Source organism: Ruminococcus sp. AF37-20, from assembly GCF_003460465.1.
Taxonomy (GTDB): domain Bacteria; phylum Bacillota; class Clostridia; order Oscillospirales; family Ruminococcaceae; genus Hominimerdicola; species Hominimerdicola aceti.
The window spans coordinates 204,549-229,464 of record NZ_QTVE01000004.1; the positions used below are offsets into that span (position 1 = coordinate 204,549).

23 protein-coding genes are annotated in these 24,916 nt (G+C 44.1%); 20 read left to right on the top strand and 3 right to left on the bottom strand.

The genetic code is table 11. The features are described 5' to 3' along the window. Positions 1–25: 25 nt before the first annotated feature. Complete coding sequence (locus tag DW015_RS04315; protein ID WP_022288288.1) at positions 26–718, top strand: hypothetical protein; 693 nt, start codon at positions 26–28, stop codon at positions 716–718. Between the two features lie 15 nt (positions 719–733). Then, entirely contained in the window at positions 734–1,732 is a 999-nt protein-coding gene (locus DW015_RS04320) for a GGGtGRT protein (RefSeq protein ID WP_022288287.1), read from the top strand. A gap of 212 nt (positions 1,733–1,944) precedes the next feature. On the opposite strand, the gene DW015_RS04325 is transcribed toward DW015_RS04320, so the two are convergent. Next, entirely contained in the window at positions 1,945–2,481 is a 537-nt protein-coding gene (locus DW015_RS04325; RefSeq protein WP_022288286.1) for a nitroreductase family protein, read from the bottom strand. Positions 2,482–2,630: 149 nt separating this feature from the next. Between DW015_RS04325 and DW015_RS04330 the strand changes: the two genes are divergently transcribed. The 10 genes from DW015_RS04330 (at position 2,631) to DW015_RS04375 (ending at position 12,962) form a co-directional block, all read left to right on the top strand. After that, positions 2,631–3,332, top strand: coding sequence for an ABC transporter ATP-binding protein (locus DW015_RS04330; protein ID WP_181979831.1), 702 nt, complete (start codon positions 2,631–2,633; stop codon positions 3,330–3,332). An 11-nt stretch (positions 3,333–3,343) separates the two neighbouring features. Continuing rightward, entirely contained in the window at positions 3,344–5,596 is a 2,253-nt protein-coding gene (locus tag DW015_RS04335) for a sialidase family protein (protein WP_117904457.1), read from the top strand. Between the two features lie 45 nt (positions 5,597–5,641). Continuing rightward, positions 5,642–6,304: an orotate phosphoribosyltransferase gene (gene pyrE, locus DW015_RS04340; protein ID WP_117904459.1), complete on the top strand. Its 663-nt coding sequence runs from the start codon at positions 5,642–5,644 to the stop codon at positions 6,302–6,304. A gap of 426 nt (positions 6,305–6,730) precedes the next feature. Then, positions 6,731–6,931 carry a 50S ribosomal protein L31 gene (rpmE, locus tag DW015_RS04345; RefSeq protein WP_022288282.1) on the top strand — a complete coding sequence of 67 codons (201 nt, stop codon included), beginning with the start codon at positions 6,731–6,733 and terminating at the stop codon, positions 6,929–6,931. Between the two features lie 55 nt (positions 6,932–6,986). Next, positions 6,987–7,607 carry a YigZ family protein gene (locus DW015_RS04350; RefSeq protein ID WP_117904461.1) on the top strand — a complete coding sequence of 207 codons (621 nt, stop codon included), beginning with the start codon at positions 6,987–6,989 and terminating at the stop codon, positions 7,605–7,607. Between the two features lie 119 nt (positions 7,608–7,726). Then, positions 7,727–8,722 (top strand): deoxyguanosinetriphosphate triphosphohydrolase, encoded by a 996-nt coding sequence (locus DW015_RS04355; protein WP_117897065.1) that lies wholly within the window; start codon positions 7,727–7,729, stop codon positions 8,720–8,722. A gap of 23 nt (positions 8,723–8,745) precedes the next feature. After that, a complete protein-coding gene (gene dnaG / locus DW015_RS04360) occupies positions 8,746–10,509 on the top strand; it encodes a DNA primase (protein ID WP_046440762.1) in 1,764 nt (587 codons plus the stop codon). A 42-nt stretch (positions 10,510–10,551) separates the two neighbouring features. Further along, positions 10,552–11,652 (top strand): RNA polymerase sigma factor RpoD, encoded by a 1,101-nt coding sequence (gene rpoD, locus DW015_RS04365; RefSeq protein WP_022288278.1) that lies wholly within the window; start codon positions 10,552–10,554, stop codon positions 11,650–11,652. A gap of 16 nt (positions 11,653–11,668) precedes the next feature. Next, complete coding sequence (locus DW015_RS04370) at positions 11,669–12,127, top strand: Rrf2 family transcriptional regulator (protein ID WP_022288277.1); 459 nt, start codon at positions 11,669–11,671, stop codon at positions 12,125–12,127. Continuing rightward, a complete protein-coding gene (locus DW015_RS04375; protein ID WP_117904465.1) occupies positions 12,099–12,962 on the top strand; it encodes a GH25 family lysozyme in 864 nt (287 codons plus the stop codon). Before DW015_RS04370 ends, DW015_RS04375 begins: the two co-directional genes overlap by 29 nt. 112 nt (positions 12,963–13,074) lie before the next feature. Here the strand turns inward: DW015_RS04375 and DW015_RS04380 are convergent, their stop codons facing one another. Continuing rightward, positions 13,075–13,323 (bottom strand): AbrB/MazE/SpoVT family DNA-binding domain-containing protein, encoded by a 249-nt coding sequence (locus DW015_RS04380; protein WP_022288275.1) that lies wholly within the window; start codon positions 13,321–13,323, stop codon positions 13,075–13,077. Between the two features lie 254 nt (positions 13,324–13,577). Here DW015_RS04380 and DW015_RS04385 point away from each other — a divergent pair, with 254 nt between their 5' ends. From DW015_RS04385 to DW015_RS04420, 8 genes are all read left to right on the top strand, one after another. Next, positions 13,578–14,102, top strand: a complete 525-nt coding sequence (locus DW015_RS04385) for a nucleoside recognition domain-containing protein (RefSeq protein WP_117904467.1) — start codon at positions 13,578–13,580, stop codon at positions 14,100–14,102. Beyond that, the gene (locus DW015_RS04390) at positions 14,089–14,607 is read left to right on the top strand and encodes a nucleoside recognition domain-containing protein (RefSeq protein WP_117904469.1); all 519 of its coding nucleotides are present in this window, start codon (positions 14,089–14,091) and stop codon (positions 14,605–14,607) included. The genes DW015_RS04385 and DW015_RS04390 overlap by 14 nt, the downstream gene beginning before the upstream one ends. A gap of 67 nt (positions 14,608–14,674) precedes the next feature. After that, positions 14,675–16,237, top strand: coding sequence for a hydroxylamine reductase (gene hcp, locus DW015_RS04395; RefSeq protein WP_117904471.1), 1,563 nt, complete (start codon positions 14,675–14,677; stop codon positions 16,235–16,237). Between the two features lie 282 nt (positions 16,238–16,519). Beyond that, positions 16,520–17,989 (top strand): DUF2130 domain-containing protein, encoded by a 1,470-nt coding sequence (locus DW015_RS04400; RefSeq protein ID WP_117904473.1) that lies wholly within the window; start codon positions 16,520–16,522, stop codon positions 17,987–17,989. A 30-nt stretch (positions 17,990–18,019) separates the two neighbouring features. Next, positions 18,020–18,880 carry a YitT family protein gene (locus DW015_RS04405; protein ID WP_117897071.1) on the top strand — a complete coding sequence of 287 codons (861 nt, stop codon included), beginning with the start codon at positions 18,020–18,022 and terminating at the stop codon, positions 18,878–18,880. A gap of 162 nt (positions 18,881–19,042) precedes the next feature. After that, the gene (gene cdaA / locus DW015_RS04410; protein WP_117876473.1) at positions 19,043–19,924 is read left to right on the top strand and encodes a diadenylate cyclase CdaA; all 882 of its coding nucleotides are present in this window, start codon (positions 19,043–19,045) and stop codon (positions 19,922–19,924) included. Beyond that, on the top strand, positions 19,912–21,183 hold the full coding sequence (locus DW015_RS04415; protein ID WP_117904475.1) for a CdaR family protein: 1,272 nt from the start codon (positions 19,912–19,914) through the stop codon (positions 21,181–21,183). Before cdaA ends, DW015_RS04415 begins: the two co-directional genes overlap by 13 nt. Positions 21,184–21,243: 60 nt before the next feature. Beyond that, positions 21,244–22,836 (top strand): FAD-dependent protein, encoded by a 1,593-nt coding sequence (locus DW015_RS04420; protein ID WP_117904477.1) that lies wholly within the window; start codon positions 21,244–21,246, stop codon positions 22,834–22,836. 149 nt (positions 22,837–22,985) lie between these two features. On the opposite strand, the gene DW015_RS04425 is transcribed toward DW015_RS04420, so the two are convergent. Beyond that, on the bottom strand, positions 22,986–24,422 hold the full coding sequence (locus DW015_RS04425) for a hypothetical protein (RefSeq protein WP_117904479.1): 1,437 nt from the start codon (positions 24,420–24,422) through the stop codon (positions 22,986–22,988). Positions 24,423–24,916: the final 494 nt, after the last annotated feature.

Below are 24,916 nucleotides of genomic sequence, written 5' to 3' on the forward strand. Positions count from 1 at the left end.
TCATTTGAGAGGAGTTATGTAAATAATGGTTTATTCTCACGAAGTTGAAACAATGTGCCCTATCGCTCAGGGCGTTGCTCACGGTGCAGCTCCAATTCCAGAAGAAGCAAAGTGGGTAAAAGCTAAGGAAATCAAGGATATCTCAGGCTTTACACACGGTATCGGCTGGTGTGCTCCACAGCAGGGCTGCTGCAAGCTGACACTTAACGTAAAAGAGGGCGTTATCCAGGAATGTCTCGTTGAAACTATCGGCTGCTCAGGTATGACACACTCTGCTGCTATGGCATCAGAGATCCTTCCAGGCAGAACAGTTCTCGAGGCTCTTAACACAGACCTCGTTTGCGACGCTATCAACACAGCTATGAGAGAGCTTTTCCTCCAGATCGTTTACGGTCGTTCACAGAGTGCGTTCTCTGAGGGCGGTCTTGTAGTAGGCGCTGGTCTTGAGGACCTTGGTAAGGGACTTCGTTCACAGGTAGGTACTATGTATGGTACACTTGCAAAGGGTCCTAGATACCTTGAAATGACAGACGGCTATGTTACAGGTCTTGCACTTAACGAAGATGACGAGATCATCGGCTACAAGTTTGTAAACTTCGGCAAGATGATGGACTTCATCAAGGCTGGCGACGATGCTAACACTGCTTTTGAGAAAGCACAGGGTCAGTACGGCAGAGTAGCTGACGCTGTTAAGATCGTTGACCCAAGAAAAGAATAAGGAGGATTTGTTACAATGGCTTTATTTGAATCATATGAGAGAAGAGAAAAGCAGATCCTTGCTGTTATCAATCAGTACGGTATCAACACTATCGAAGAGTGTGCTGACGTATGCAAGGCTAAGGGTCTTGACATTTATAAGCTCGTTGAGGGCATTCAGCCTATCTGCTTTGAGAACGCTAAGTGGGCTTACACAGTAGGCTGCGCTATCGCTATCAAGAAGGGCTGCACAAGAGCTGCTGACGCTGCTGCTGCTATCGGCGAGGGACTTCAGGCTTTCTGTATTCCTGGCTCTGTAGCTGACCAGAGAAAGGTTGGTCTTGGTCACGGTAACCTCGGCAAGATGCTTCTTGAAGAGGACACAGAGTGCTTCGCATTCCTCGCAGGCCACGAATCATTCGCTGCCGCTGAGGGTGCTATCGGTATCGCTGAGAAGGCTAACAAGGTTAGAACAAAGCCTCTGAGAGTTATTCTTAACGGTCTTGGCAAGGACGCTGCACAGATCATCGCTAGAATCAACGGCTTCACATATGTTGAAACAGAAATGGATTACTACACAGGCGAAGTTAAGGAAGTATTCCGTAAGGCATACTCTGATGGTCTGAGAGCTAAGGTAAACTGCTACGGTGCTAACGATGTTACCGAGGGCGTTGCTATCATGTGGAAAGAAAATGTTGACGTTTCTATCACAGGTAACTCAACAAACCCAACAAGATTCCAGCACCCAGTTGCAGGTACATACAAGAAGGAAAGACTTGAGAAGGGCAAGAAGTACTTCTCAGTTGCATCAGGCGGAGGAACAGGTAGAACTCTGCACCCAGATAATATGGCTGCTGGTCCTGCTTCTTACGGTATGACAGATACAATGGGAAGAATGCACAGCGACGCTCAGTTTGCTGGTTCTTCTTCAGTTCCTGCACACGTTGAGATGATGGGTCTTATCGGCATGGGCAACAACCCAATGGTTGGTGCTACAGTTGCTTGCGCAGTTGCAGTTGAAGAGGCTATGAAGTAAGGTTTTAATCCACTTCACAAGTCTTGTAATGTGAACAACGATAAGACTTCGTGTTCAAAAGAATATCAGTAAGGCGTTAGATTTTGTTCTAACGCCTTATTTTTATGCACAAAAAGACCTCCCCATGCTGTAAGGAAAGGTCTGACGACCAAACTAAAGCGCAGGAAGGTCAATATCACAAATACAAGCTAAAAAACTGCATAACTCCCATATTAAAAGAACTTTGCAATATCCTCAACAGCTCTCCTTTTAGGTCTGGCAGGGGCTTCTGCAGGATAGCCAACGGCTATAACCGATACTACGATCTCGCTTTCTGGTATTTCAAGCACCTCACGGAGCTTTTCTCCGTCCCTGATGCCCATTACAAGCGAGCCTAAGCCAAGCTCAGCCGCTTTGAGAAGAAGTATCTCATTGTGCAGACCAAGATCGTAAAATCCCCAGCCATTGCCAACTTCATTATCAGGATCACCCTCTTTGTCAAAACCTGCTCTTGTATGTACAAAAGTCGTTACAAGAAGCGCCGCATTTTCAGACCTTTCTCTGTTAAATCCGGGCAAGCACTCCTCTCTTACCCTCTTTGTCATCTCGTCGCTGAGAACGCAGTAATACCTTGCAGTTTCAGAGTTTTTCCACGATGGTGCTTCTGTTGCGGCAGCTATGAGCGTTTCTATCTGCTCTTTTGTTACCTTTTTACTGCCGTCATATTTTCTTATGCTTCTTCTGCTTTCAATAAGCTTCTGAAATTCCATTTATATCTCTCCTTGTCAAAATGTGAGGCTCACGCCTGTTTCAGATACAATTATAACATATCACTTCCACCATTTCAAGTAGCAAAAGCCCTTGAAATGTTCATATTATTGTGATACAATAACGTAAAGACAATATGGGGGTGCAGACTATGAGCTTTGTAAAATTCGAGAACGTTTATAAAAGATACAAAATGGGCGAGATAACCATAAATGCCGCAGACGGTGTTTCATTTGAGATAGAAAAAGGCGAATTTGCTGTTATCGTGGGTGCAAGCGGTGCAGGAAAAACTACTATACTTAATATGCTCGGCGGCATGGATACCTGCGATGAGGGCAAGATCCTTGTTGACGGCAAGGACATTGCCACTTTTAATAAAAAGCAGCTCACAACATACCGCAGATATGACATAGGCTTTGTTTTTCAATTCTATAACCTTGTGAATAATCTTACTGCTAAGGAAAATGTAGAGCTTGCCACACAGATATGCGCACATGCCTCACAGCCTGAAGAAGTGCTGAAAAAAGTGGGACTTGAGGACAGAATGAACAACTTCCCCTCCCAGCTTTCAGGCGGCGAGCAGCAGCGTGTTTCTATCGCACGAGCATTGGCGAAAAATCCTAAGCTTCTTCTTTGCGACGAACCAACGGGCGCTCTTGATTACAACACAGGTAAAAATATCCTCAGACTTTTGCAGGATACCTGCCGCCGTGACGGAGTTACAGTTATAGTCATAACCCACAACTCCGCTATCGCACCAATGGCTGACAGAGTTATAACCGTCAAAAACAGCAAAGTAGACAAAGTTGAGATAAACAAAGACCCTGTTGACGTTTCTACTATCGAATGGTAACGGAGAAATATATGAAAACTCTTTCACCTATCAAATACGAATATGGCAATCTGAAAATAGGCGGAGGCGGCTTTGTGACAGGTATCACTTTCCACCCCACCGACAGCAAAACGCTTTATATACGCACCGACATCGGTGGCGTTTATCGCTATGACTTTGACAAAAACACATGGGTCTATCTGGCAGACAAAGTTACCGCAGACGACCCTGCACAGACCTATCCCCTTGCAATAGCCCTTGACGAAAACGACCCAAATAAGCTGTTTTTCACCTGCGGAGATAAACGCTCAAATTATATCTGCATATCTGATGACAAGGGAGAAAATATAATACAAAAGACACTGCCATGCAGCGTTCACGGAAATGAAGTTGGCAGAGCCACAGGTGACAGACTTATTTACAAAAACGGCAGGCTGTATTTCGGCTCTCAGACCGCAGGAATTATCTATTCTGATGATATGGGCGAAAGCTGGCAAAGCATAGACCTGTTTGGTGAGAAAAACATCTCGCTTATATGGACAGACAGTGAGGGCAAACTTTTTATAGCAGGCTGTTCAGGTGAAGCAAACTCCCCTGATGGTGTAACAAGAGGTCACACTCTGTATTGCTCCACAGACGGCTTGAAAAGCTTCGTTCCCCTCACCGCCCCCGACCCTGTGAAATACGAAAACTCCTCCTATTATGGCTTCGTGCCACAGCGTATCACCAGCGACAGCAGATATATATACATCACTTTTGCTTCAAGCGGAGAAGTATTCTACGGTGGCATGGGTGCTTATGCTTGCGACACAGGCTCGCTTTCAGGCGGCAAGGTCTACAGATACCGCATCGAAAATGGAGTGACTGTTTTTGACAAAGACATCACCCCCGAGGACCATATCCCATGCGGCTACAGCGGAATATGTTCCAACGGCAAAATGCTTTTGCTATCAACTGTCTGCCGAAAAAATGGCGGAGATATGATCTATACAAGCACCGACAGCGGTGAAAGCTGGCAGATAATAATGAACGGTCTTGAATATAGCCGCTTCGATTGGAATATCCCATACATGAAACCACGATACAACGGAGGCGGAAACTGCGTCCACTGGATAAGCGACATAAAGCTTTCGCCTTTTGACAGCGACACTGCCTTGTTCAACACAGGAACAGGTCTGTTCATGATAACAGGTCTTGCAAGCGGAGTTGTGCTTGTCAAACCATTCTGCGAGGGCATCGAGGAAACTGTTCACCTTAATGTATACACCACTCCCCATGGCAGAAATCGCATTATAGATATCATTGGCGACCTTGGCGGCTTTGCCTTTGAAGATTATGACAGTGAGTGCGAAAATTCCTTTGCAAACGAAAATGGCGACCGCTACATCACCTGCCTAAACGCAGACTTCACACTTCAAAGACCTGAATACATCGTTGCAACTCCCCGTGGCAACTGGACGGGCAAAACAAAAGGCGGTCTGATCTTATCCAAAGATTGCGGTTCAACGTGGGAAAGACTTCCCATGCCCCGTGGGCTTTCTGAGTTTATAGACCAAAAGCTTGACAACATCGAAAAGCCTAATGTAGACTCAGGTTGGACAGCGATATCTGCCGACGGCAAACGCATAATGTGGGCTATTGCAGGCGGCAGAGGCTTTTCTAACAAGGCTGTCTGCTATACCGACGACGAGGGCAAAACATGGCAAAAGTCCATTTTTACGGACAGTAACGAAAACTCAGCAGATGAACACAACGTAAAAATTTTCTCGGACTATTACAACAGCGATCTTTTCTTCGCCATAGCAGAACGAGAAAATCTGGGGCTTTACATCAGCCGTGACAAAGGTGCAACTTTCAGAGAAGTGTCCATAAAAGCGGACATAAAGTGTCCGCGATACGCTCACTATCAGCTTTCAAGACAGCCAGATAAAAGCGGAGTATTCTGGCTTGCAAACGGCATAAAAGGACTTTACCGCTTTGAGATAAAGAGTGACAGCGTGGGTATAAGTGATATTCTCCCTGAGAACAGGATTAACTGCATAGGCTTTGGAAAAGGGCTTGAGGAAACTCCTGCAATGTATGTCACAGGAAATATCAGTGGCGAATACGGCTTTTATATTTCTGAAGATCTTGGCGAAAGCTTCGCACGTATAAACACCGATAGACAGCAATACGGCGTTATACACTCAATATGCGGAGATATGCGTGAGCACGGCGTTTTCTGCCTTGCCACAGGCTCTCACGGACTTATGTTCGGCAGGCAAAAAAACCTTGCAAAGCCGTGAAAAATGTGGTATAATCAAAATAACATAATTGAAAGGAAGTTCAATATGACCTACAAGGAAGAATTTATAAAATTTATGGTAGACAGCGGAGTTCTCACGTTTGGCGACTTCACTCTCAAAAGCGGCAGAAAAGCTCCGTATTTCATCAACTGCGGAAACTATAAAACAGGCGAACAGCTTGCAAAGTTGGGCGGCTTTTACGCTGACTGCATAGCTGACAACAAAATACCTGTTGAAACACTTTTCGGACCTGCATATAAGGGTATCCCTCTTGCTGTTTCAGCCGTTATCGCGCTTGCAACCAAGTATAGCATTGACGTTTCTTACTGCTTTGACAGAAAGGAAGCTAAGGATCACGGCGAGGGCGGAATGTTCGTTGGAAAGAAGCTTGCAGACGGAGAAAAGGTAATAATCATCGACGATGTTATGACATCTGGCAAGGCTCTCAGAGAGTCAATGCCAAAGCTCAAAAGTGCCGCAGACGTAAACGTAACAGGCATGGTTATAACAGTTGACAGAATGGAAAAAGCACTGGATACTGACCTCTCTGCCGTTGAACAGGCTTATAAAGACTTTGGTGTAAAGGTATACTCTATCGTAAACATCAACGATATCATCAAGGCTATTCAGGACGGTGTTGTTGAGGGCAAAGAGTATCTTGACAAAATGCTGGAATACCGTGCAGCATACGGAGTTGACCACGAATAATAAGCCTGCTTTGAGGAAAATTTAAGGTTATTTTAAAGTTACAAATTGAAATAATTTGTAACAGTATTGTAGTGAAATGTAACTTGTCTGTTCTTGAAGTTACAGCCCCTAAAGGCTATAATATGTAATGTAGAACAGAGAAAGAAAAAAAGAATGTAAACACTAAGATCAAACTCTTAGCTCGTTTCATCCTCTCCAAAATTTTTACACAAGCAAAGGGCAGCCGATGGGTTGCCTTTTTGTTTTGTCGAAATGAGCAGGATAAATGTAAAAAAAGTGTTAAGTGCTTGACAAGTGACGTATATAATGGTATAATAATAAAGCTGATTTGTTCAGCATATTGATAAATACTACATAGAACTACTGTCTAAACTGAAATGATGGGCTTCTATGAGTCATAATTTTAGTTTGGAAGGAGGAAGTCAAATGAGAGAAGGAATTCACCCAAAGTATGAGGAAACAACAATTACTTGCGCTTGCGGTAATGTTATCCATACTCGTTCTACAAAGAAGGATATCAAGGTTGAAATTTGTTCTAAGTGCCACCCATTCTACACAGGTAAGCAGAAGCTCGTAGATACAGGCGGACGTGTTGACAGATTCAAGAAGAGATTTAATCTTGACTAATTTTCAAAGGGAACGGATAATTCCGTTCCTTTTTTCTTTTATATGAGGACACCAAATGGGATATACAACAATCTATGAGGAAGCTCAGGCGAGCTTTACGGAGAAAAAGTCCGAATTTATCGGGCATATCGCACCTGTCAGCACCGCTGATGAGGCTGTCGCATTTATAAACAGGATAAAAGCCGAAAACCGCAAGGCTAGACACAACGTCTATGCCTATGTGTTGAGAGAGGGAAACGTTTCACGATACAGCGACGACGGCGAGCCACAGGGTACAGGCGGAGTGCCTGTGCTTGATGTAATAAACAAATCCGGGCTTACAGATGTTTGCGTGGTGGTGACACGATATTTCGGCGGAATACTTTTAGGGGCAAGCGGTCTTACAAGAGCCTATTCTCAGGGTTGTTCAATGGCGGTGAACGCTGCAAGAAAAATGGAAATGTGCGAGTGTTCAAGAATATCTTTTTCCTGCGACTATACACTTTATGGCAAAGTCAGCTATGCGTTGCCTGAATATGGCGTGATAATGGAAAAAGAGGACTTTGCTGATTCTGTAAATCTTGCGTTTCTTGTGAAGTCTGAATTTTCAGACAAGCTGAAAAAACAGCTTACGGATATATCCTGCGGCAAGCTTGAATTGTCAGAAGAAACAAATCTTCTTGCTGATTTTGCGTGAAGTTTGTGCGATCATACAAAAACATTCAGCCTTTATGTAAAAATAAAGGCTTTTTTGAACTATTATAGTATATATTATATAGAGTTAGTATGTTTTATATACTGTAAGGGGGAATTTTTGTGCTGCCGAGAGAACAAACCGAGTTGTTTGAAAAACAATTTCTGAGCGAAAACGCCTGCTTGTCTGTTGATTCAAAAGGGCGTAAAGAGCCTTGCGAACCTTGTCCGCTGAGGACGTGTTTCCAGCGTGACCGTGACAGGATACTTCACTGCAACTCTTTCAGACGGCTGAAGCATAAAACTCAGGTCTATCTGTCCCCTGCAGGCGACCATTATAGAACACGACTTACTCATACCCTTGAGGTAAGTCAGATTGCACGGACTATCTCACGGGCTTTGCGGCTCAACGAAGATCTCACCGAAGCTATCGCACTGGGTCATGATCTTGGTCATACGCCTTTTGGTCATGCAGGAGAAAGGGCTCTCAACGAGCTTAGCCCTGACGGCTTTCACCACTATGAGCAAAGCCTGCGTGTAGTGGATATTTTGGAAAAAGACGGCAAGGGTCTTGACCTCACAGAAGAAGTCCGTGACGGAATATTAAAGCACACTAACATGATAGCCGACACGAAAGAGGGCTATGTTGTGCGATTTGCAGACGTTATCGCCTATATAAATCACGATATCGACGATTCCGTTCGTGCAGGCATTATGACCGAGGAGGATATCCCGAAAAACATCACAAAGGTTCTTGGCGGATCCAAGTCTGAGAGGATAACCACTCTTGTGACATCGCTTATCAAGGGCGGAGCTGAAAGCCTGCATATGGACGACGAAGTGAGTGACGCCTACACTGCACTGCATAGATTTATGTTTGACTTTGTGTACACAAATCCAAAGTGCAAATCAGAAGAAGTCAAAGCTAAAGACATGATAGCAAAGCTCTATGACTACTATGTTCATCATATAGAAAAGCTGCCTGCCTTTTATATGAATCTCGCCTATCAGTTCGGAATTGACCGCGCTATCTGCGATTACATATCAGGCATGACAGACGGCTTTGCCATTGAGACCTTTAAAAATCTGTTTATCCCATTGGGGTGGACAAAGTATTAGCGCATACCCAAGGAGGAAGAAATTTGCCGCTGCCTATAGATTTTATAGAAAGACTTAAAGCTGCCAACCCTATCGCAGAGGTCATGAGCAGCTATGTCACCCTCAAAAGAACAGGCAGAGATTATGTTTGCCTCTGCCCTTTTCACAACGAAAAAACCCCGTCCTGCCATATTCACCCTGACAAAGAGTATTTTCACTGCTTTGGCTGCGGAGCAGGCGGAGATGTTATCACTTTTACAATGAAGTACAATAATTTGGACTATTGGGAAGCTGTCAAGCTCCTTGCAGAACGTGGCGGAGTGCCGCTTCCGGAGGATAACGGCTATGACAGCAAGCGCACCGATACCAGAAAGCGCTTCTATGAAATGAATAAAACAGCCGCAAGGTTTTTCTATCATCAGCTAAAGACACCACAGGGCAAGGAATGTCTTGACTATCTTATAAACAAACGTAAGCTCAGTATTGAAACCATAAAGAAATATGGCATGGGCTTTGCTCCAAACAGTTGGTCTGCCTTGAAAAGCTATATGCTCTCTGAGGGCTTCACCGAGGAAGAATTGGAGCAAGGCTCGCTTATCTCACGTTCACAGAAGAATACCCGAAATACGTTCGATTTCTTCGTAAATCGTGCAATGTTCCCTTTTATCGACCTTGCAGGTCATATAGTGGGCTTTGGTGGAAGAGCGCTCACACCTGACGATAAGAGAAAATATCTTAACTCAAAAGATACCCTTGTGTATTCAAAAAACAGATTTCTCTTCTCCATGAACTTCGCCAAAAACGCCGCAGTGAAAGATAAGACCATTCTTCTGTGCGAGGGTAACCTTGACGTTATTTCCCTTAATCAGGCAGGCTTTGAAAATGCCGTAGCTTCCTGCGGAACTGCGCTCACCCCTGAACAGGCGAAGATAATATCCAACTATGCAGACAACGTTGTCATATGCTATGACGCAGATGGCGCAGGTCAGAAAGCCACAACGAGAGCAATAAAAATTCTAGGTGAAACCGGCCTTAAGACCACAGTTATAAAAATGAACGGTGCAAAAGACCCTGATGAGTACATAAACAAATTCGGAGCAGACCACTTTCGCCATTTGCTGAAAAAATCAGACGGTGCAATAGAGTTTGAGCTAGAAAAATGCAAAGACGGCATTGATATGGACACTGATATAGGCAGGATAGATTATCTCAAAAAAGCCTATAAAGTCCTTGCGGATATAAGCTCCCCTACTGAGCGTGAGATATACGCAAAAAAGGTGGCGGCTGAACAGAATGTGAGCATCACAACTGTCAATGCAGAACTTAATGCTATACTTAAAAACCGTCGCTATCAGTATAGCAAAAAGGAATGGACTCGCACTATAACCTTCGCTGACAAGCGTGACACAATAAACCCCGAAGCCAATGAACACAGACGAGAATCCGCCGCCGAAGCGGGTATCATATATTATCTCTACAATAATCATGACGCCTGCGGAGATGTTCTCAAAAGGCTTCCGCCCGACAAATTCGTTACCAGCTTCAATAGGCGTGTTTACGAAAGCCTGACGAGCAAGATAACCGATTTGCAGGATTGCTCTGTATCATCTTTTAATGGTGAATTTTCACCCGAGGAAGTGGGTAAGATAACGGAGATACTGGAAAAATACAGCGAACTGGGCATTGACGCCAAGGTCGCTGAGGATTATATAAATGTGCTTTTAAACTACAAGCCGAAGGAGAAACAGGAGGATATATCCGACGACGACTTCTTCAAAAAGTTTGAAGAAATGCGCAAAAAGAATTAGCAAAGATCAACCGATGTAAAAATTGAGATTGGAGTGTTTGAAATGACAGACAAGAAACAGATACTTGATAACCTTATGGAACACGGCAAAACTACAGGCAAGCTCACTACAAAAGAGATAACTGACGCTCTTGAAAAGCTCGACTATGACGTCGAGCAAATGGACAGCTTCTATGATAGCTGTGCCGCAAATAATATTGAGATAATTGATGATATCATCACCGACGACAGCCTTGACATGGTAAACCCGGAAGACGATCTGGATCAGGACGGCGTTGATATTTCCCTTTCAACTGACGGAATCGCTATCGACGACCCGGTTAAGATCTACCTTAAGGAAATAGGCAGAGTGCCGCTTCTTACCTCCGAGGAGGAGATACAGCTTGCAGAAAAGATGTCTAGCGGCAATGAAAAGGACGCTAAAAAAGCAAGAAAAAGACTTGCAGAAGCAAACCTCAGACTTGTTGTTTCTATCGCAAAGAAATATGTGGGCAGAGGAATGAGCTTCCTTGACCTTATCCAGGAAGGCAACATGGGTCTTATCAAAGCCGTTGAAAAATTCGACTATACAAAGGGCTTCAAATTCTCCACATATGCCACATGGTGGATAAGACAGGCTATAACAAGAGCGATCGCCGATCAGGCAAGAACAATCAGAATACCTGTACACATGGTAGAAACTATCACAAAGGTAAAGAAAGTATCTTCACAGCTTCTCCACAAGAACGGTCATGATCCGTCACCTGAGGAAATAGCAAAAGAGCTTGATATGAGCGTTGAAAGAGTAAGAGAGATAATGCGTATCGCTCAGGACCCTGTTTCTCTTGAAACACCTATCGGTGAGGAGGAGGACTCACATCTTGGCGACTTTATCCCTGATGATGACGCTCCGGCTCCGGCAGAAGCCGCTTCACTTGTGCTTCTTAAAGAGCAGATAAATCAGGTGCTTTCCACTCTTACAGAGAGAGAAGAGAAGGTGCTCAGACTGCGTTTCGGTCTTGAGGACGGACGTTCAAGAACTCTTGAAGAAGTAGGTCAGCAGTTCAACGTTACCCGTGAGAGAATACGTCAGATAGAGGCAAAGGCTCTCAGAAAGCTCCGTCACCCTAACAGGAGCAACAAGGTAAGAGATTACCTTGACTAAGTTTCGGAGGAAATAAATGTTTATAACACTTGAGGCGGATTACGCAGTAAGAATAGTATCCGTTCTATGCCGCGAAAAAGACAAAATGGACGCAAAGACCATTTCCAATGATGCCTGCGTTACACTTCGATTTGCGCTGAAGATACTGAGAAAGCTTGTTGCGGCTGATATAGTGAAGTCATATAAAGGCACGCAGGGGGGCTATATCATAAATAAAGACCCTGCACAGCTTACCTTGAAAGACGTTCTTGAAGCCATAGAGGGTACATATTATTTTTCAAGATGTCTTTCCCCAGACTGCACCTGCAACAGAGGTGCAGACGGTATCTGCTGTTATCAGAAAGCTTTTAACGAGATATCTGAAATGGTAAGGAACAAGCTTGACACATATACCTTTGCGGAGCTTATCGCAAATTCCGAGGAATTTAACCGAGAGGATACTGCTAATGAAACGCAGCAAGAAATTCAAGCTTGACAAGGAAGCTATAAACAAAATAGACAGCGAGTATGACGATCGTGACCTTTCAGACTATACAAACTACGAGGCTTATGAGGAAGAAAAGCCACGGCACAGATTTCTGAAAAAGCTCGTAAAACGGCTGATAATACTGTGTGCAGTCGTGCTTGTGATAAACCTTGCGGTGCTTTTGTATACAGGCAGACTGTGGTTCAATGAGCCGAAAAAGCGTGACTATCCAATAAGAGGACCTGTTGTAACAGAGTCAATGGGCGAGATACGCTGGAAGAGTTTTGCTAAGCAGAATATCCAGACCGCCTATATAAGAGCCACCAAAGGCACTACCTTTGAGGACGGTGCGTTCCGTGACAACTGGAACGGCTCAAAGGACACTGATATATCAGTGGGTGCATATCATGTGCTGGAGCTTGATACTGACGGCACTAAGCAGGCAGAGCATTTCATAAATGCCGTGGGCGAGGATCTAAGCGGCAGGCTTATCCCTGCAGTGGAGGTAAGACTGAGAGGACTTTACAGACTTTTGCCACCTGACTATTACGAAACCGCAGATAACCTTGCAGACTTCTGCGACAGGATAGAAAAGCAATACGGCGTAAGACCTGTCATATACTGCACAGAACGGACGTACAAAAACATCGTTGCTTCAGACAGCAGATTTAACAAGGACAAGATATGGTATGAGAGCCTGTTTTCAAAGCCTGACGAGGATATGGATTGGACGTTTTGGACTTATACCAACCGTGTAAAATTCTCATTCTATGAAAGCGGCGAATATCTTCACATGACGGTATTTAATGGCAGCGAAGATGATTTCAAAAAGCTTATAATATAAAAAAGCGTGTATGTTTTTTTGCATACACGCTTTTTTTCATACATAAAATTAAACAGGACAAACACTTTCATGTCCGTCCTGTCTGTTTCATAATATTACTACAAATATGTAATTACTTAGCTTCACCCTTGAGCTCTGCCATACAAGCTGCACAAATTGTCTTGCCCTTGTATTCAACGCACTCTTCACCGCTTCCGCAGAAGATACAAGTTCTCTGGAACTTCTTCAGAATGATCTTGTCATCATCTGTGTAGATCTCGATAGCGTCCTTAACAGCAAGGTCGTAGGTTCTTCTGAGCTCGATAGGAAGAACTATTCTTCCAAGCTCGTCAACTTTTCTTACAATTCCTGTAGATTTCATAAAATCAATCCCCTTTAAATTAATTTGAAACACAAAAATAGTATTTCATTTAACATAAATCTTATGATAAACATATTATAACAAACATAATTACATTTGTCAAGCGTTATCACCAAAATTTCACACTTATTGTCAAAGTTTTTTATATATTAACTTGATATGAATACTAACTGAAAGGAGTGTTAATTATATTAAGCGTAATAATTGTGATATTGTCCCTATCCGCCTTGTTATGCGGTTTTCTTAAAGGCGACATGACAGCAGTATCAGTGGCTTCTCTTGAAGGCTGTAACAAAGCGGTGGAGCTTGTCATATACCTGAGTGGCTCAATGTGTCTTTGGGGCGGACTTATGAAGATATGTGAAAAGGCTGGCATAACAGCGGTCATTGCCCGTATGCTATCCCCTGTCACAAGGCTACTATTCAGAGATGCCGCACACTGCCCCGAGGTCATGAATGCCGTGACAATGAACCTGACCGCAAACCTTTTAGGATTAGGCAATGCCGCCACACCCTCAGGCATAGCCACAGTGAAAGCCATGCAGAAGCTTCCGCCTGCGGCACGAAAGAGGTGCATTTCTATGCTTGTGGTGCTTAACACGGCTTCCATTCAGCTTATCCCCTCCACCATTGCGGCAATGCGCCTTGAACACGGTGCAGTATCCCCCTTTGACGTAACGCCTGCTATCATTTTCTCCTCCCTTATCTCCGTGACCGCAGGCTGTCTTATGGTCTATGCCCTCAACCTCAGAAAGGACGAACGCCATGGATTTCGGTGACATTTTCGTGCCTGCGCTTATGGTTTTTATACTTTGCTATGGGCTTGTGAAAAAGGTGGATATAGTGAATGTGTTCTGCGAGGGTGCGACTGAAAACCTCAAAATCGCCGTGGGGCTGATACCAATGCTCATTCTGCTTATGACAGCAGTGGGAATGTTCACATCATCAGGAGCAGCTGATATTATAGCAAAACTGCTCCGACCTGTGACCACCTTTCTGGGCTTTCCGGAAGAGTGCATACCACTTGCCATAGTCAGACCCATTTCAGGAAGCGGCGCACTCGCCTGCCTTGAAACCATTCTTTCAAGCGTTTCCCCTGACAGCTACAGCGGACGTGTGGCAAGCGTTTTAATGGGGTCAACGGAAACCACATTCTACACCATAGCAGTATATTTTTCAGCCATAAAACAAAAGGCTTATCCCTCAGTATTTGCAGCGGCGTGCCTTTCCGACGCCATGGGATTTGTATTCTCTGCACTTGCAGTTAGGCTGTTTTTCTCATAAAACCCAGGAATAAATTTTACATATTGGTACATAATAGACCTATCACAAATAAACGGAGGTCTTACCAGTGAAAGATATGTTTTGTTTCCAGTGTCAGCAGACTGCACACAACAAAGGCTGTGACGGAAAAGTAGGCGTATGCGGCAAAAAAGCCGACACAGCAGTTTATCAAGACGAGCTAATCGGTGCACTTATCGCCCTTGCAAACGCCGCAGAAAATGGCTCGTCAACTGAAAAAACAGATATGCTCATACTCAAAGGGCTTTTTACGACTATCACGAACGTGAACTTCAATAATGTCACCATAAAACAGCTCACAGAGGAGATACACATTGAGCGAAACCGCATCAACTCTCAGAAGTTTGATGACTACGACATGAAAAAACTGTGGAACGATCATGAGGATATCCGCTCGCTGAAATCACTTATCCTCTTCGGAATAAAGGGTATGGCGGCGTATGCTTATCACGCACAGGCACTTGGCAAAACTGACAGCGAGGTGACAAGCTTTTTCTACAAGGCTCTGCGTGCCATAGGCAGTGAGAACGACCCTGAAAAGCTGTTGGGACTGGTGCTCGAAACAGGCAATGTGAACCTGAAATGTATGGCACTTCTCGACGCCGCAAACACTGACGCATACGGCGACCCTGTCCCTACAGAAGTTCCACTGACCATTGAAAAAGGGCCTTTTATCGTCGTGAGCGGTCATGACCTGCACGATATGAAACTTCTCCTTGAGCAGACCAAAGATAAAGGAGTGAATATCTACACTCACAGTGAAATGCTCCCTGCCCATGGTTATCCAAAGCTCAAAGCCTATCCGCAGCTAAAGGGCAATTTCGGCACAGGCTGGCAAAATCAGCAGACGGAATTTCACAATATCCCTGCACCGATACTTTTCACGACAAACTGCATAATGCCTGTCCGTCAAAGCTATTGCGACAGAGTTTTCACCACCTCTATCGTGTCATATCCTGAGCTTGTGCACATTGGCGACGACAAGGATTTTACGCCTGTTATAGAAAAAGCCATTGAGTGCGGCGGCTATGACGAGGACAGAGAAATGACAGGCATGAACGGCGGTCACACAGTAACAACAGGCTTTGCACACAACGCAGTGCTGTCAAATGCCGAAAAGATAATAAGCCTTGTGAAAGAGGGCAGGATAAAGCACTTCTTCCTCATAGGCGGCTGTGACGGTGCGTCACCGAGCAGAAGTTACTATTCCGACTTCGCAAGGCTCACGCCGCCTGACAGCCTTATCCTCACTCTTGCCTGCGGAAAATACCGCATAAACGATATGGATCTTGGCACTATCGACGGCATACCAAGGATACTTGACTGCGGACAGTGCAATGACGCATACTCAGCCATAAAGATAGCCCTTGCACTTGCCGAGGCGTTCGACTGCGGAGTGAACGATCTGCCGCTGACGCTTGTGCTTTCATGGTATGAGCAAAAGGCAGTTTGCATACTTCTCACCCTGCTTTCATTGGGCATAAAGAACATCTACCTCGGACCGACCCTCCCCGCATTCGTTTCAAAGGGAGTGCTTGACGTTTTGGTCGATAAGTTCCAGCTTACACCTATCAGCACACCAGAGGAAGATATAAAGAAAATACTTGGCTAAATTTTCGCAGGAGCGTGGTAATACGTTCCTGCTGAGAGTGCTGAAAAAAACAAGCAAGCGGGACGTTGAGAGCGCCGTCCCCTACAAATGACGTAGCTATTTTATGTAGGGGCAACCTTTGGTCCCTCGCTAACTGTTGGGCTTTTCAACAAATTGGCAGGAACGTGATTTTTGCGTTCCTGCTTTTTTGTCGTAAAAAAAATCTTCTTCATTTCTTGTATAGGAGAATAAAATATGGTATAATCATATTAAAGAAAAAACAAGAAATCGGAGGTACATAAAATGTCTGAAATAAAATGTCCCCACTGCGGAGAGGTGTTCAAAGTTGATGAACAGGGCTATGCGGCTATCGTGGCTCAGGTAAAAACGGCTGAGTTTGATAAAGAGCTTGACAAGCGTGTGGCTGATGAAAAAGACAAGGCTTTGAAGCTTGCTAAGCTTGATTTTGACAGCAGGTACACAAAAGCTGTCAATGACAAGGATATGGAGATACAAAAGCTAAAAGCGGCTGCGGCTAACGGTGAGAGCGAAAAGACACTTGCAGTCACAAAGGCTCAGGAAAGCACAAGAGCCGAGTATGAAAAAACGCTTGAGCAGCTAAAGGAGCAGATAAGTCAAAACGAAAAGCTTATCGCACAGCTTACCGCTCAGACTAAATCTATGACCACAGAAAAAGAACTTGCCATATCAATGGCTGTGGAGAAAGCAAGATCGCAATTCAACAGCGAAAAAGACAAGCTCAGGCAGGAGATATCTCAGCGTGATATGCAGATACAGCAGCTCAATTCTGAGCATACTCTGCAAATGCAAAAGTCAGAAAATGAATATAAAGCGGAGATAACACGTCTTGAAACAGATATCAAAAATAAGGATACTGAAAAGGCTTTGGAGCTTACCACTGCACTTTCAAAAGTGGAAAGTGAGAAAAATTCCACTATTGCAGAGCTTAATGCACAGATAAAAAGCAAGGACGAAGCTATCGCATACTACAAAGACCTAAAAAGCCGTCTGTCTACAAAAATGGTGGGCGAGAGCCTTGAACAGCACTGCATGAACGAGTTCAACAAGATAAGAGCTACCGCATTCAGAAACGCTTATTTTGACAAGGATAACGACGCAAGCTCAGGAAGCAAGGGCGACTTTATCTACCGTGAATGTGATGAAAACGGTGTGGAGATAATATCCATAATGTTTGAAATGAAAAACGAGCAGGACACCACCTCCACCAAGAAAAAGAACGAGCATTTCTTCAAAGAGCTTGACAAGGACAGGCGTGAGAAAAAATGTGAATACGCTGTACTTGTTTCACTTCTGGAAAGCGACAGCGAGCTTTATAACGCAGGCATCACAGATGTTTCATATGCTTATGATAAAATGTATGTAGTCAGACCTCAGTGCTTTATACCGATAATCACCATACTGAGAAATGCCGCCATGAATACCCTTTCCTATAAGGAAGAGCTTGAAAAGGTGCGCAACGAGAATATCGACATCACAATGTTTGAGCAAAACATCAACACTTTCAAGGAGGGCTTTGCCCGAAACTATGAACTTGCAAGCAGACGTTTTGGCGAAGCTATCACAGAAATAGACAAGTCTATAGCACATCTCACAAAGATAAAAGAAAATCTTATTTCATCAGAAAACAATCTGCGCCTTGCTAACAAAAAGGCTGACGCTCTCACTATCAAGAGCCTTACCAAAAATAATCCTACCATGCAGAAAAAATTTGCCGAGCTTAAAGGAGAATAATTGCTGACATATGAAAGGAGTGGCAAAGCCATGAAAAAAGATATCAGAAAAGACATTTTCACAATTATCGCCGTGACTGTCGCCGCCTTTCTAATGGCGCTAAACACAAAGACCTTTGTAAACACAGGCGGTCTTTACCCAGGCGGAATGACAGGAATGTCCATACTCATACAGCGTGCAGTGAAACAGCTTGCAGGCATAATGCTTCCGTTCAGCATCATAAACATAACTCTGAACATAATCCCCGTGTATATCGGTTTCAGATTTATCGGCAAAAAGTTCACGGCTTTTTCCTGCGTGATGATACTGCTCAACAGCTTTTTCACCGACCTTATCCCCGACCACATAATCACCCAGGACGTGCTTCTCATAAGCATCTTCGGAGGAATGATAAACGGCGTTGCCATTAGCCTCTGCCTTAATCGTGGTGCAACATCAGGTGGAACGGACTTTATATCCATTTATCTTTCAGAGAAAAGCAATATGGACACCTTCAATGTTATACTTGGCTTCAATGCGGTCATATTGTGCGTTGCAGGCTTTATGTTCGGCTGGGACAAAGCACTGTATTCTATCATCTTTCAATATGCTTCAACAACCGTTTTGCATATGCTCTACAAAAAATTCCAGCAAAGCACCTTGCTTATCGTAACAAACAAGCCCAAAGAGATAGCAGACGCTATTTATGCAGTGAGCCAGCATGGCGCGACCATACTTGACGGCGAGGGGTCTTACGAACACTGCGAAAGACAGATCGTCTATTCAGTAGTATCAGCGGCACAGACCAAAAAGGTCATACACGCTGTAAAAGAAGCCGATCCGAAAGCCTTCATAAATGAAGTAAAAACACAAAAACTCTCAGGAAGATTTTATCTGCCAAAAGAGAGCTGATATAGAAGCGGACTGAAAAAGGTCCGCTTTTTATTAAAAAAAATCTTGTTCAACCCTTGTACTTTGCGAAAAAATATGATATACTATTAATATATATAAAATCATCTGTATTTGTTTTGTTTTTTCATTACATTTACAGAAATTATCGAAAGGGTGTGAACTATGCTTGACAGTATCGCTTATGTTATAAACGCTATTTGGGGCGTTTTTACATCAATTGGTCTTAATGACATTGTCGATATTGCTATCCTCTCCTTTCTGATATTCCACGGCATAAAGCTTATTCGCGAAACAAGGGCGCAGCAGCTCACAAAAGGTATCCTTATACTTATAGGTTGCTACCTGCTTGCAGTATTCTTCAATTTGCAAACTATCAGATTTTTGCTGAAGATCTGCTTCCAGTGGGGCTTCCTTGCTCTTATCATAATGTTTCAGCCTGAACTCAGACGTGTTCTTGAAAAGGTTGGACGAACAAGTCTGGGTGGCTTTAATTTCTTTAGCTCAAGTGACTCAGACGACAACACCGAACATTGGAAAAAAGCTATTGACGCTATATGTGATTCTGCCGCAAGTCTTTCTTCCACCAAAACAGGTGCGCTTATAATCTGTGAGAGAAAGACAAAGCTTGGGGAACAGATAGCTACAGGAACGATACTCAACTGCATACCGTCAACAGCGATATTCGGAAACATATTCTTCCCGAATACACCGCTCCATGATGGTGCTGTAATAATCAGAGACGGAATAATACTTGCGGCAGGCTGTTTCCTGCCAAGACCGCAGAAGGACGAACTTATAAACAAACAACTCGGTTCAAGACACCGTGCAGCTATCGGAATGAGCGAAAACTCTGACGCAATAGTCGTCGTGGTATCTGAGGAAACAGGCAACATCTCAGTTGCCGAAAACGGAGAGCTTACCAGAGGATATTCCAAGGACTCTCTGAAAAGACTTCTGGACAATCGTCTTTTGCCTGAAAAGGACGCTAATTCCATTAGAGAAAATTCTTTTGCAGGAAGGGTGATTTCAAAATGGAAAAAGTAAAAAAGGCTAAAAAAGAAAATCGCCATGGTGCAGACTTTGGTCTGAGAATACTTTCCATAATCATTGCTGTAATAATATGGTTCGCCCTTTCTATCACTCAGTATCCTACAATAAACAAGACTATAACAAACGTTCCTGTTGTGTTCTCACTTGACGGAACGCAGGCAAAAGAAAAAGGACTTTCCGCACTCAACTATAAGGATATCTCCGTAGACGTTGAGATAAAGGGCATGAACTATGAGATAGGCAGCTATACTGCCGCAGATCTTGTGGCAACTGTCAATCTTGATGACGTAACAAAAGAGGGTACCTACGACCTTGACATTGATGTCAAGTCATCACATTCCACCGACAAGGTAACTGTAGTTTCTGTCAACCCTGACACTGTTTCTGTGGAGTTTGACAGACTTACCACAAAGACTATCCCACTCACCGCAGAAGCCCCGCTCATAAGCGCTGAGGAGGGCTATATCCTTAAAGAAACTACCACATCGCCAAGCGAGATAACAATTGAAGGTCCGAAAAATGACCTTGACAACATAAGCAAAGCAGTGGCACAGATCTCAAAATCAAAGAAAATATCTGAGGACACGACTATCAACACACAGGATATCGTATTCTATGACGATGACGACAACGTTGTTGATCCATCTAAAATAGAAGTCAAGGATACAAAGTCTGTCGATGTGAATTTTGTTATCTACAAGAAAAAGACAGCAAAGCTAAAGGTAGATATCTCAAATTGTACGGATAATTTTGATGTCAACTCCCTGCCGCTGAAGCTTTCCGAGGAGGAGATATCTGTGGTATCGCCAAATCTTGACGACTCGGATACAGAAACGATCACTATCGGCTCCATAAACCTTTCAGAGATAAACCTTGCAAAGGTGTTCAGCTTCAAGATCCCTCTCAACTCGGGTGAGATCAATATGAATGGCGATGAAAACGTTCGTGTATCCTTTGACTCAGAGGGATACACCTCGAAGGAGTTCACCATAACCTCAGACCATATCATCACAACAGGCAAGCCGTCAGGCAAGTCCACTGAGATAGAAACAAAAAAGCTCACAAACGTCAAGGTCTACGGTCCTGAAGATGTGATAAACAAGCTTAAGGACAGCGACTTGTACGCTCAGGTCAACCTCAGCGACATAATCGACTCTGGTTCTTACGCTCGAGAGGCTATAATCTATTCACCGACCTATAACAATGTTTGGGGTTTCGGCAAAAACGAGATACAGATAGTTGTTTCAGACTAATAGAATTTTATCGGGACGATCTATTCGTCCCGATTTTTCGGTAAAAACGCAGGAGGATATATGCCAATAATAGTAAATCAAATAAGTTCCCCCCTTAACGCAACAGAGCAGGAAGTTATCTCCACCGCTCTGAAAAAGCTAGGCAGTGCCTCAAAGCACGCCATAGACTGCGAGATACACAAAAGCTCTCTTGACGCACGAAAGCGCAACGACATTCACTTTGTCCACTCAGTTTTCGTGACACTTGACAGTGCCGACCTTGAAAAAAAGCTTTGTGAGAAGAACACTTCCCTGACCTATGTTGAGCGCAGTGTTTACAAGCCTGTCATATCCACCGAAAAAACCGAGGGCAGAGTTGTCATTGCAGGTTTTGGACCGGCAGGAATGTTCGCAGGGCTTGCCCTTGCCGAGCAGGGTTATAGACCGATTATTTTAGAGCGTGGCAGCTCAATGGAAAAACGTACTGCATCGGTACAGAAATTCTGGCTCACAGGCGAGCTTGACACCAATTGCAACGTGCAATTCGGTGAAGGTGGTGCAGGTACATTTTCTGACGGCAAGCTCACCACACGAATAAAAGACCCTCTTTGCAGATATGTTCTTGAACGCTTCGTGGATTTCGGTGCGCCGAAAGAGATACTCACCAAAGCTAAGCCGCATATCGGCACTGACAATCTGCGAAATATCGTCACAGCTATCCGAAAAAGGATAATAGAGCTTGGGGGCGAGGTAAGATTTGACACTGCCCTCACTGATCTGGCTATCGCTAACGGCAAAGTGCAAACTATATCAGCAGGTGAAAAGGACGAAAAAGTGTCTGCTGTTATACTTGCTATTGGTCATTCCGCAAGGGATACTTTTGAGCTTTTGCAGTGCAAAAACATCTTTTTAGAGCCTAAGCCGTTCTCTGTCGGTGCAAGAATAGAGCATAAGCAGGCGGCTGTGGACGAAAGCTTATACGGTGACCATGCAGGCAATCCACTGCTTCCAAAGGGTGAATATCAGCTTTCATGGCGTGATAAAAACGGCAGAGGTATTTACACTTTTTGTATGTGTCCGGGCGGTACAGTTGTCCCGTCAGCTTCCGAAAGCGGAGGCACTGTCACAAATGGCATGAGCGAGTTTGCCCGTGACGGTGAAAACGCAAACGCTGCAGTTGTCGTGGCTGTTACCCCTGACGACTTTGGTCACTGCCCACTTGACGGAGTGGCTTTCGCACGGTCTATAGAGCAAAAAGCTTATACTCTCACAGGCTCATATAAAGGCGCAGGCACGACAGTTGGCGGATTTCTTGATTGCAAGCCTGAAACAGCAGGCACAGTTTCACCCACCTACGCACTCGGCTGTAAGGCGACAGAGCTTCGTGATGTATTCCCTAAATTCGTGACGGATATGCTGGAGGGCGGCTTGCAGAATTTCTCACGAAAAATGAAATGCTTCGGCGATAAAGGTGCAATGCTCACCGCACCTGAAACCCGTACAAGCTCCCCTGTCCGCATTACACGAAACGCAGATATGGTATCTCTCTCAGTGGAAAATCTCTATCCATGCGGCGAGGGTGCAGGTTATGCAGGAGGCATAATGTCCGCCGCCGTTGACGGTCTTAAAGCCGCAATGCAGATAATGTCAAGACAAGCACCATGTGATAAATAACAAAAAGGTTGTATACTGTACGAATTTTTGTGCAGTATACAACCTTTTTGCTTTGTAGGGGACGGCGCCCCCGACGTCCCGTTTGCATTATTTGTCACCCTATAAACAAAAAAGGGACGGCAAAACCGTCCCTTAAATTATGTCTGAAATTAAAGCTCAACTGGCTCAAATCTGATACGGATATCAGGAAGCTTCTTGATCTCTGTGTAGCTGTTCATAAGTCCGTCCTCAACAGACAGATCATTCTCACCGCTTGCAGGAGGAGCAAAAAGTCTGAGAGTCAGATCAGCCTCACCCTCCAGCGGCTTCTCAAAGAAAGCTGCCATAAGGTCGATCGTCTTTGCCTCAGGTGACTTGTAGAACCACTTGCCGTTTATCTCCATCATGATGTTTGAATCATCATCAAATGTAACCTCGCAGAAGTGTGGATTCTTTTCAAAGTGGAGAGGGATCTCCAGACCCTCAGCGTCCTCAGAACCGCCCCAACGAAGCGTGCATGGCAGTGTCACCTCGTTGCCTCTTGTCATTGCAGGCTTGAAGAAATCATCGTGGATAATTTCCTTGTATGTCTTCATAACAGGCTGCTCGATACCGCAGTCAGCATAGTTAGGGTCCTGAATTTCAAGACCAAGGCGACCTCTGTCTCTGAACTGATAGAAAGTAAATCCTGAGAACCAGTCCTCGCCGTCAGCCTTGAGCATATCGCAGAATTCCTTTACCATTGCTGCCTGATCGTATGGACCTGTAACGTCGCCGTCAGCGTTGAACTCACTCATGACCATTGGCTTTGAAACGCCGCCGTTTATCTCCTTGAATCTCTCAAAAGAACGCTTTGTCATGTCATAGGTAGCCTTGACAGTATCTCTTTTGTGGCTTGTGCCGCCTCTTTCAGCAACGTCATAAGGCCAACCCCAGTGAAGAGCCATGTACTTGTCAACAGACCAGATGTCTGTCTCCTTGACAGCCTGTGAAAACTCTGCTTCCTTTTCGATCTCCTTCTTATTAGGATCCTCAACTCCGCCGATACAAAGAATAGTAGAAACGTTTGGTGCATATTCCTTAAGTATCTTATTGAAACGGCAGTAGAAATCAGCAACTTCCTGATAAGTGCATCTCTTGTTGAATGAGAACCAGTTGCCTGTAGCTTCATGGTTTATTCTAAGAAGAAGTCTGCCGAAAGGTCTAAGGTCATTTGCGATAGCGATAAGCTGTTCGTCTGAAACGTGTGGGTCAACTGTGAGTGTGAGTGTAACGTCCTGTCCATGACGTCTTACATCTCTCATGAAGGTAAAAGGCTCGCCCTCTGTGTTGCCCTCAAGACCGCCCTTGTATGTGAAATAATCATCATATGGATAATCCCATGCAAAAGAAACATCTGCGTCTTTCATTACCTCAGAAATTCTTCCGGGGAACTCCTTATCCAGCGGATAGTAGCAGTACATAAGGCTTATGCTTCTGTGTGGTCTGCCCATTTTGTTGAGAATGTAATCCTGATTTACATACTCTCCACGCTCAGAGCCATCGCCCAAATCAACAGCACATTTTGCCTTACCCATATGCAATGAGTAGATCTTGTATTCGCTCATAAAATTTCCTCCTATTTTAAAGACAGGACTTTCCTGCCTATTCTGTTACTAAAAAAATTCGTTAATATCGTCCAACACCCTTGCAAGCTCAACCCTCGGCTCAACGCACATATGATCCAGGCACTGCGGAATTTTTTTCACACATGGACTTGGTTTTAAGTTTACCACAATAAGCTCATAAAGTCAAGAACTGTGGCTCGGCTAACGTTATTAATATAATTTACAATATAAGCCGTCATGTCTAATATAATAGCATTTGTGTTTCATATTCTTATATTAAGTATAAAATCTTCTGATTTTAAGCCTTGGTTTATACGAAAACAATGTTAAAATCTTTATGTTCTAAAGAGTAGTATAGCAGAGCTTAATACAAATTTATAGTGAAATAAACAAATAAATAATGAATTTTCAGTGAATATAAAAAGCGAACAGGCATCCACCCGTTCGTGAACTGACCCCAAAAAGTTAGACAAAGATTCAAAAGAAAATTTATG

What these genes read in the sequence shown, in the direction of transcription:
- DW015_RS04315 (WP_022288288.1), top strand. Translation starts at nt 26, where the DNA reads ATGGTTTATTCTCACGAAGTTGAAACAATGTGCCCTATCGCTCAGGGC.
- DW015_RS04320 (WP_022288287.1), top strand. Translation starts at nt 734, where the DNA reads ATGGCTTTATTTGAATCATATGAGAGAAGAGAAAAGCAGATCCTTGCT.
- DW015_RS04325 (WP_022288286.1), bottom strand. Translation starts at nt 2,481, where the DNA reads ATGGAATTTCAGAAGCTTATTGAAAGCAGAAGAAGCATAAGAAAATAT.
- DW015_RS04330 (WP_181979831.1), top strand. Translation starts at nt 2,631, where the DNA reads ATGAGCTTTGTAAAATTCGAGAACGTTTATAAAAGATACAAAATGGGC.
- DW015_RS04335 (WP_117904457.1), top strand. Translation starts at nt 3,344, where the DNA reads ATGAAAACTCTTTCACCTATCAAATACGAATATGGCAATCTGAAAATA.
- pyrE (WP_117904459.1), top strand. Translation starts at nt 5,642, where the DNA reads ATGACCTACAAGGAAGAATTTATAAAATTTATGGTAGACAGCGGAGTT.
- rpmE (WP_022288282.1), top strand. Translation starts at nt 6,731, where the DNA reads ATGAGAGAAGGAATTCACCCAAAGTATGAGGAAACAACAATTACTTGC.
- DW015_RS04350 (WP_117904461.1), top strand. Translation starts at nt 6,987, where the DNA reads ATGGGATATACAACAATCTATGAGGAAGCTCAGGCGAGCTTTACGGAG.
- rpoD (WP_022288278.1), top strand. Translation starts at nt 10,552, where the DNA reads ATGACAGACAAGAAACAGATACTTGATAACCTTATGGAACACGGCAAA.
- DW015_RS04370 (WP_022288277.1), top strand. Translation starts at nt 11,669, where the DNA reads ATGTTTATAACACTTGAGGCGGATTACGCAGTAAGAATAGTATCCGTT.
- DW015_RS04375 (WP_117904465.1), top strand. Translation starts at nt 12,099, where the DNA reads ATGAAACGCAGCAAGAAATTCAAGCTTGACAAGGAAGCTATAAACAAA.
- DW015_RS04380 (WP_022288275.1), bottom strand. Translation starts at nt 13,323, where the DNA reads ATGAAATCTACAGGAATTGTAAGAAAAGTTGACGAGCTTGGAAGAATA.
- DW015_RS04385 (WP_117904467.1), top strand. Translation starts at nt 13,578, where the DNA reads ATGACAGCAGTATCAGTGGCTTCTCTTGAAGGCTGTAACAAAGCGGTG.
- DW015_RS04390 (WP_117904469.1), top strand. Translation starts at nt 14,089, where the DNA reads ATGGATTTCGGTGACATTTTCGTGCCTGCGCTTATGGTTTTTATACTT.
- DW015_RS04400 (WP_117904473.1), top strand. Translation starts at nt 16,520, where the DNA reads ATGTCTGAAATAAAATGTCCCCACTGCGGAGAGGTGTTCAAAGTTGAT.
- DW015_RS04405 (WP_117897071.1), top strand. Translation starts at nt 18,020, where the DNA reads ATGAAAAAAGATATCAGAAAAGACATTTTCACAATTATCGCCGTGACT.
- cdaA (WP_117876473.1), top strand. Translation starts at nt 19,043, where the DNA reads ATGCTTGACAGTATCGCTTATGTTATAAACGCTATTTGGGGCGTTTTT.
- DW015_RS04415 (WP_117904475.1), top strand. Translation starts at nt 19,912, where the DNA reads ATGGAAAAAGTAAAAAAGGCTAAAAAAGAAAATCGCCATGGTGCAGAC.
- DW015_RS04420 (WP_117904477.1), top strand. Translation starts at nt 21,244, where the DNA reads ATGCCAATAATAGTAAATCAAATAAGTTCCCCCCTTAACGCAACAGAG.
- DW015_RS04425 (WP_117904479.1), bottom strand. Translation starts at nt 24,422, where the DNA reads ATGAGCGAATACAAGATCTACTCATTGCATATGGGTAAGGCAAAATGT.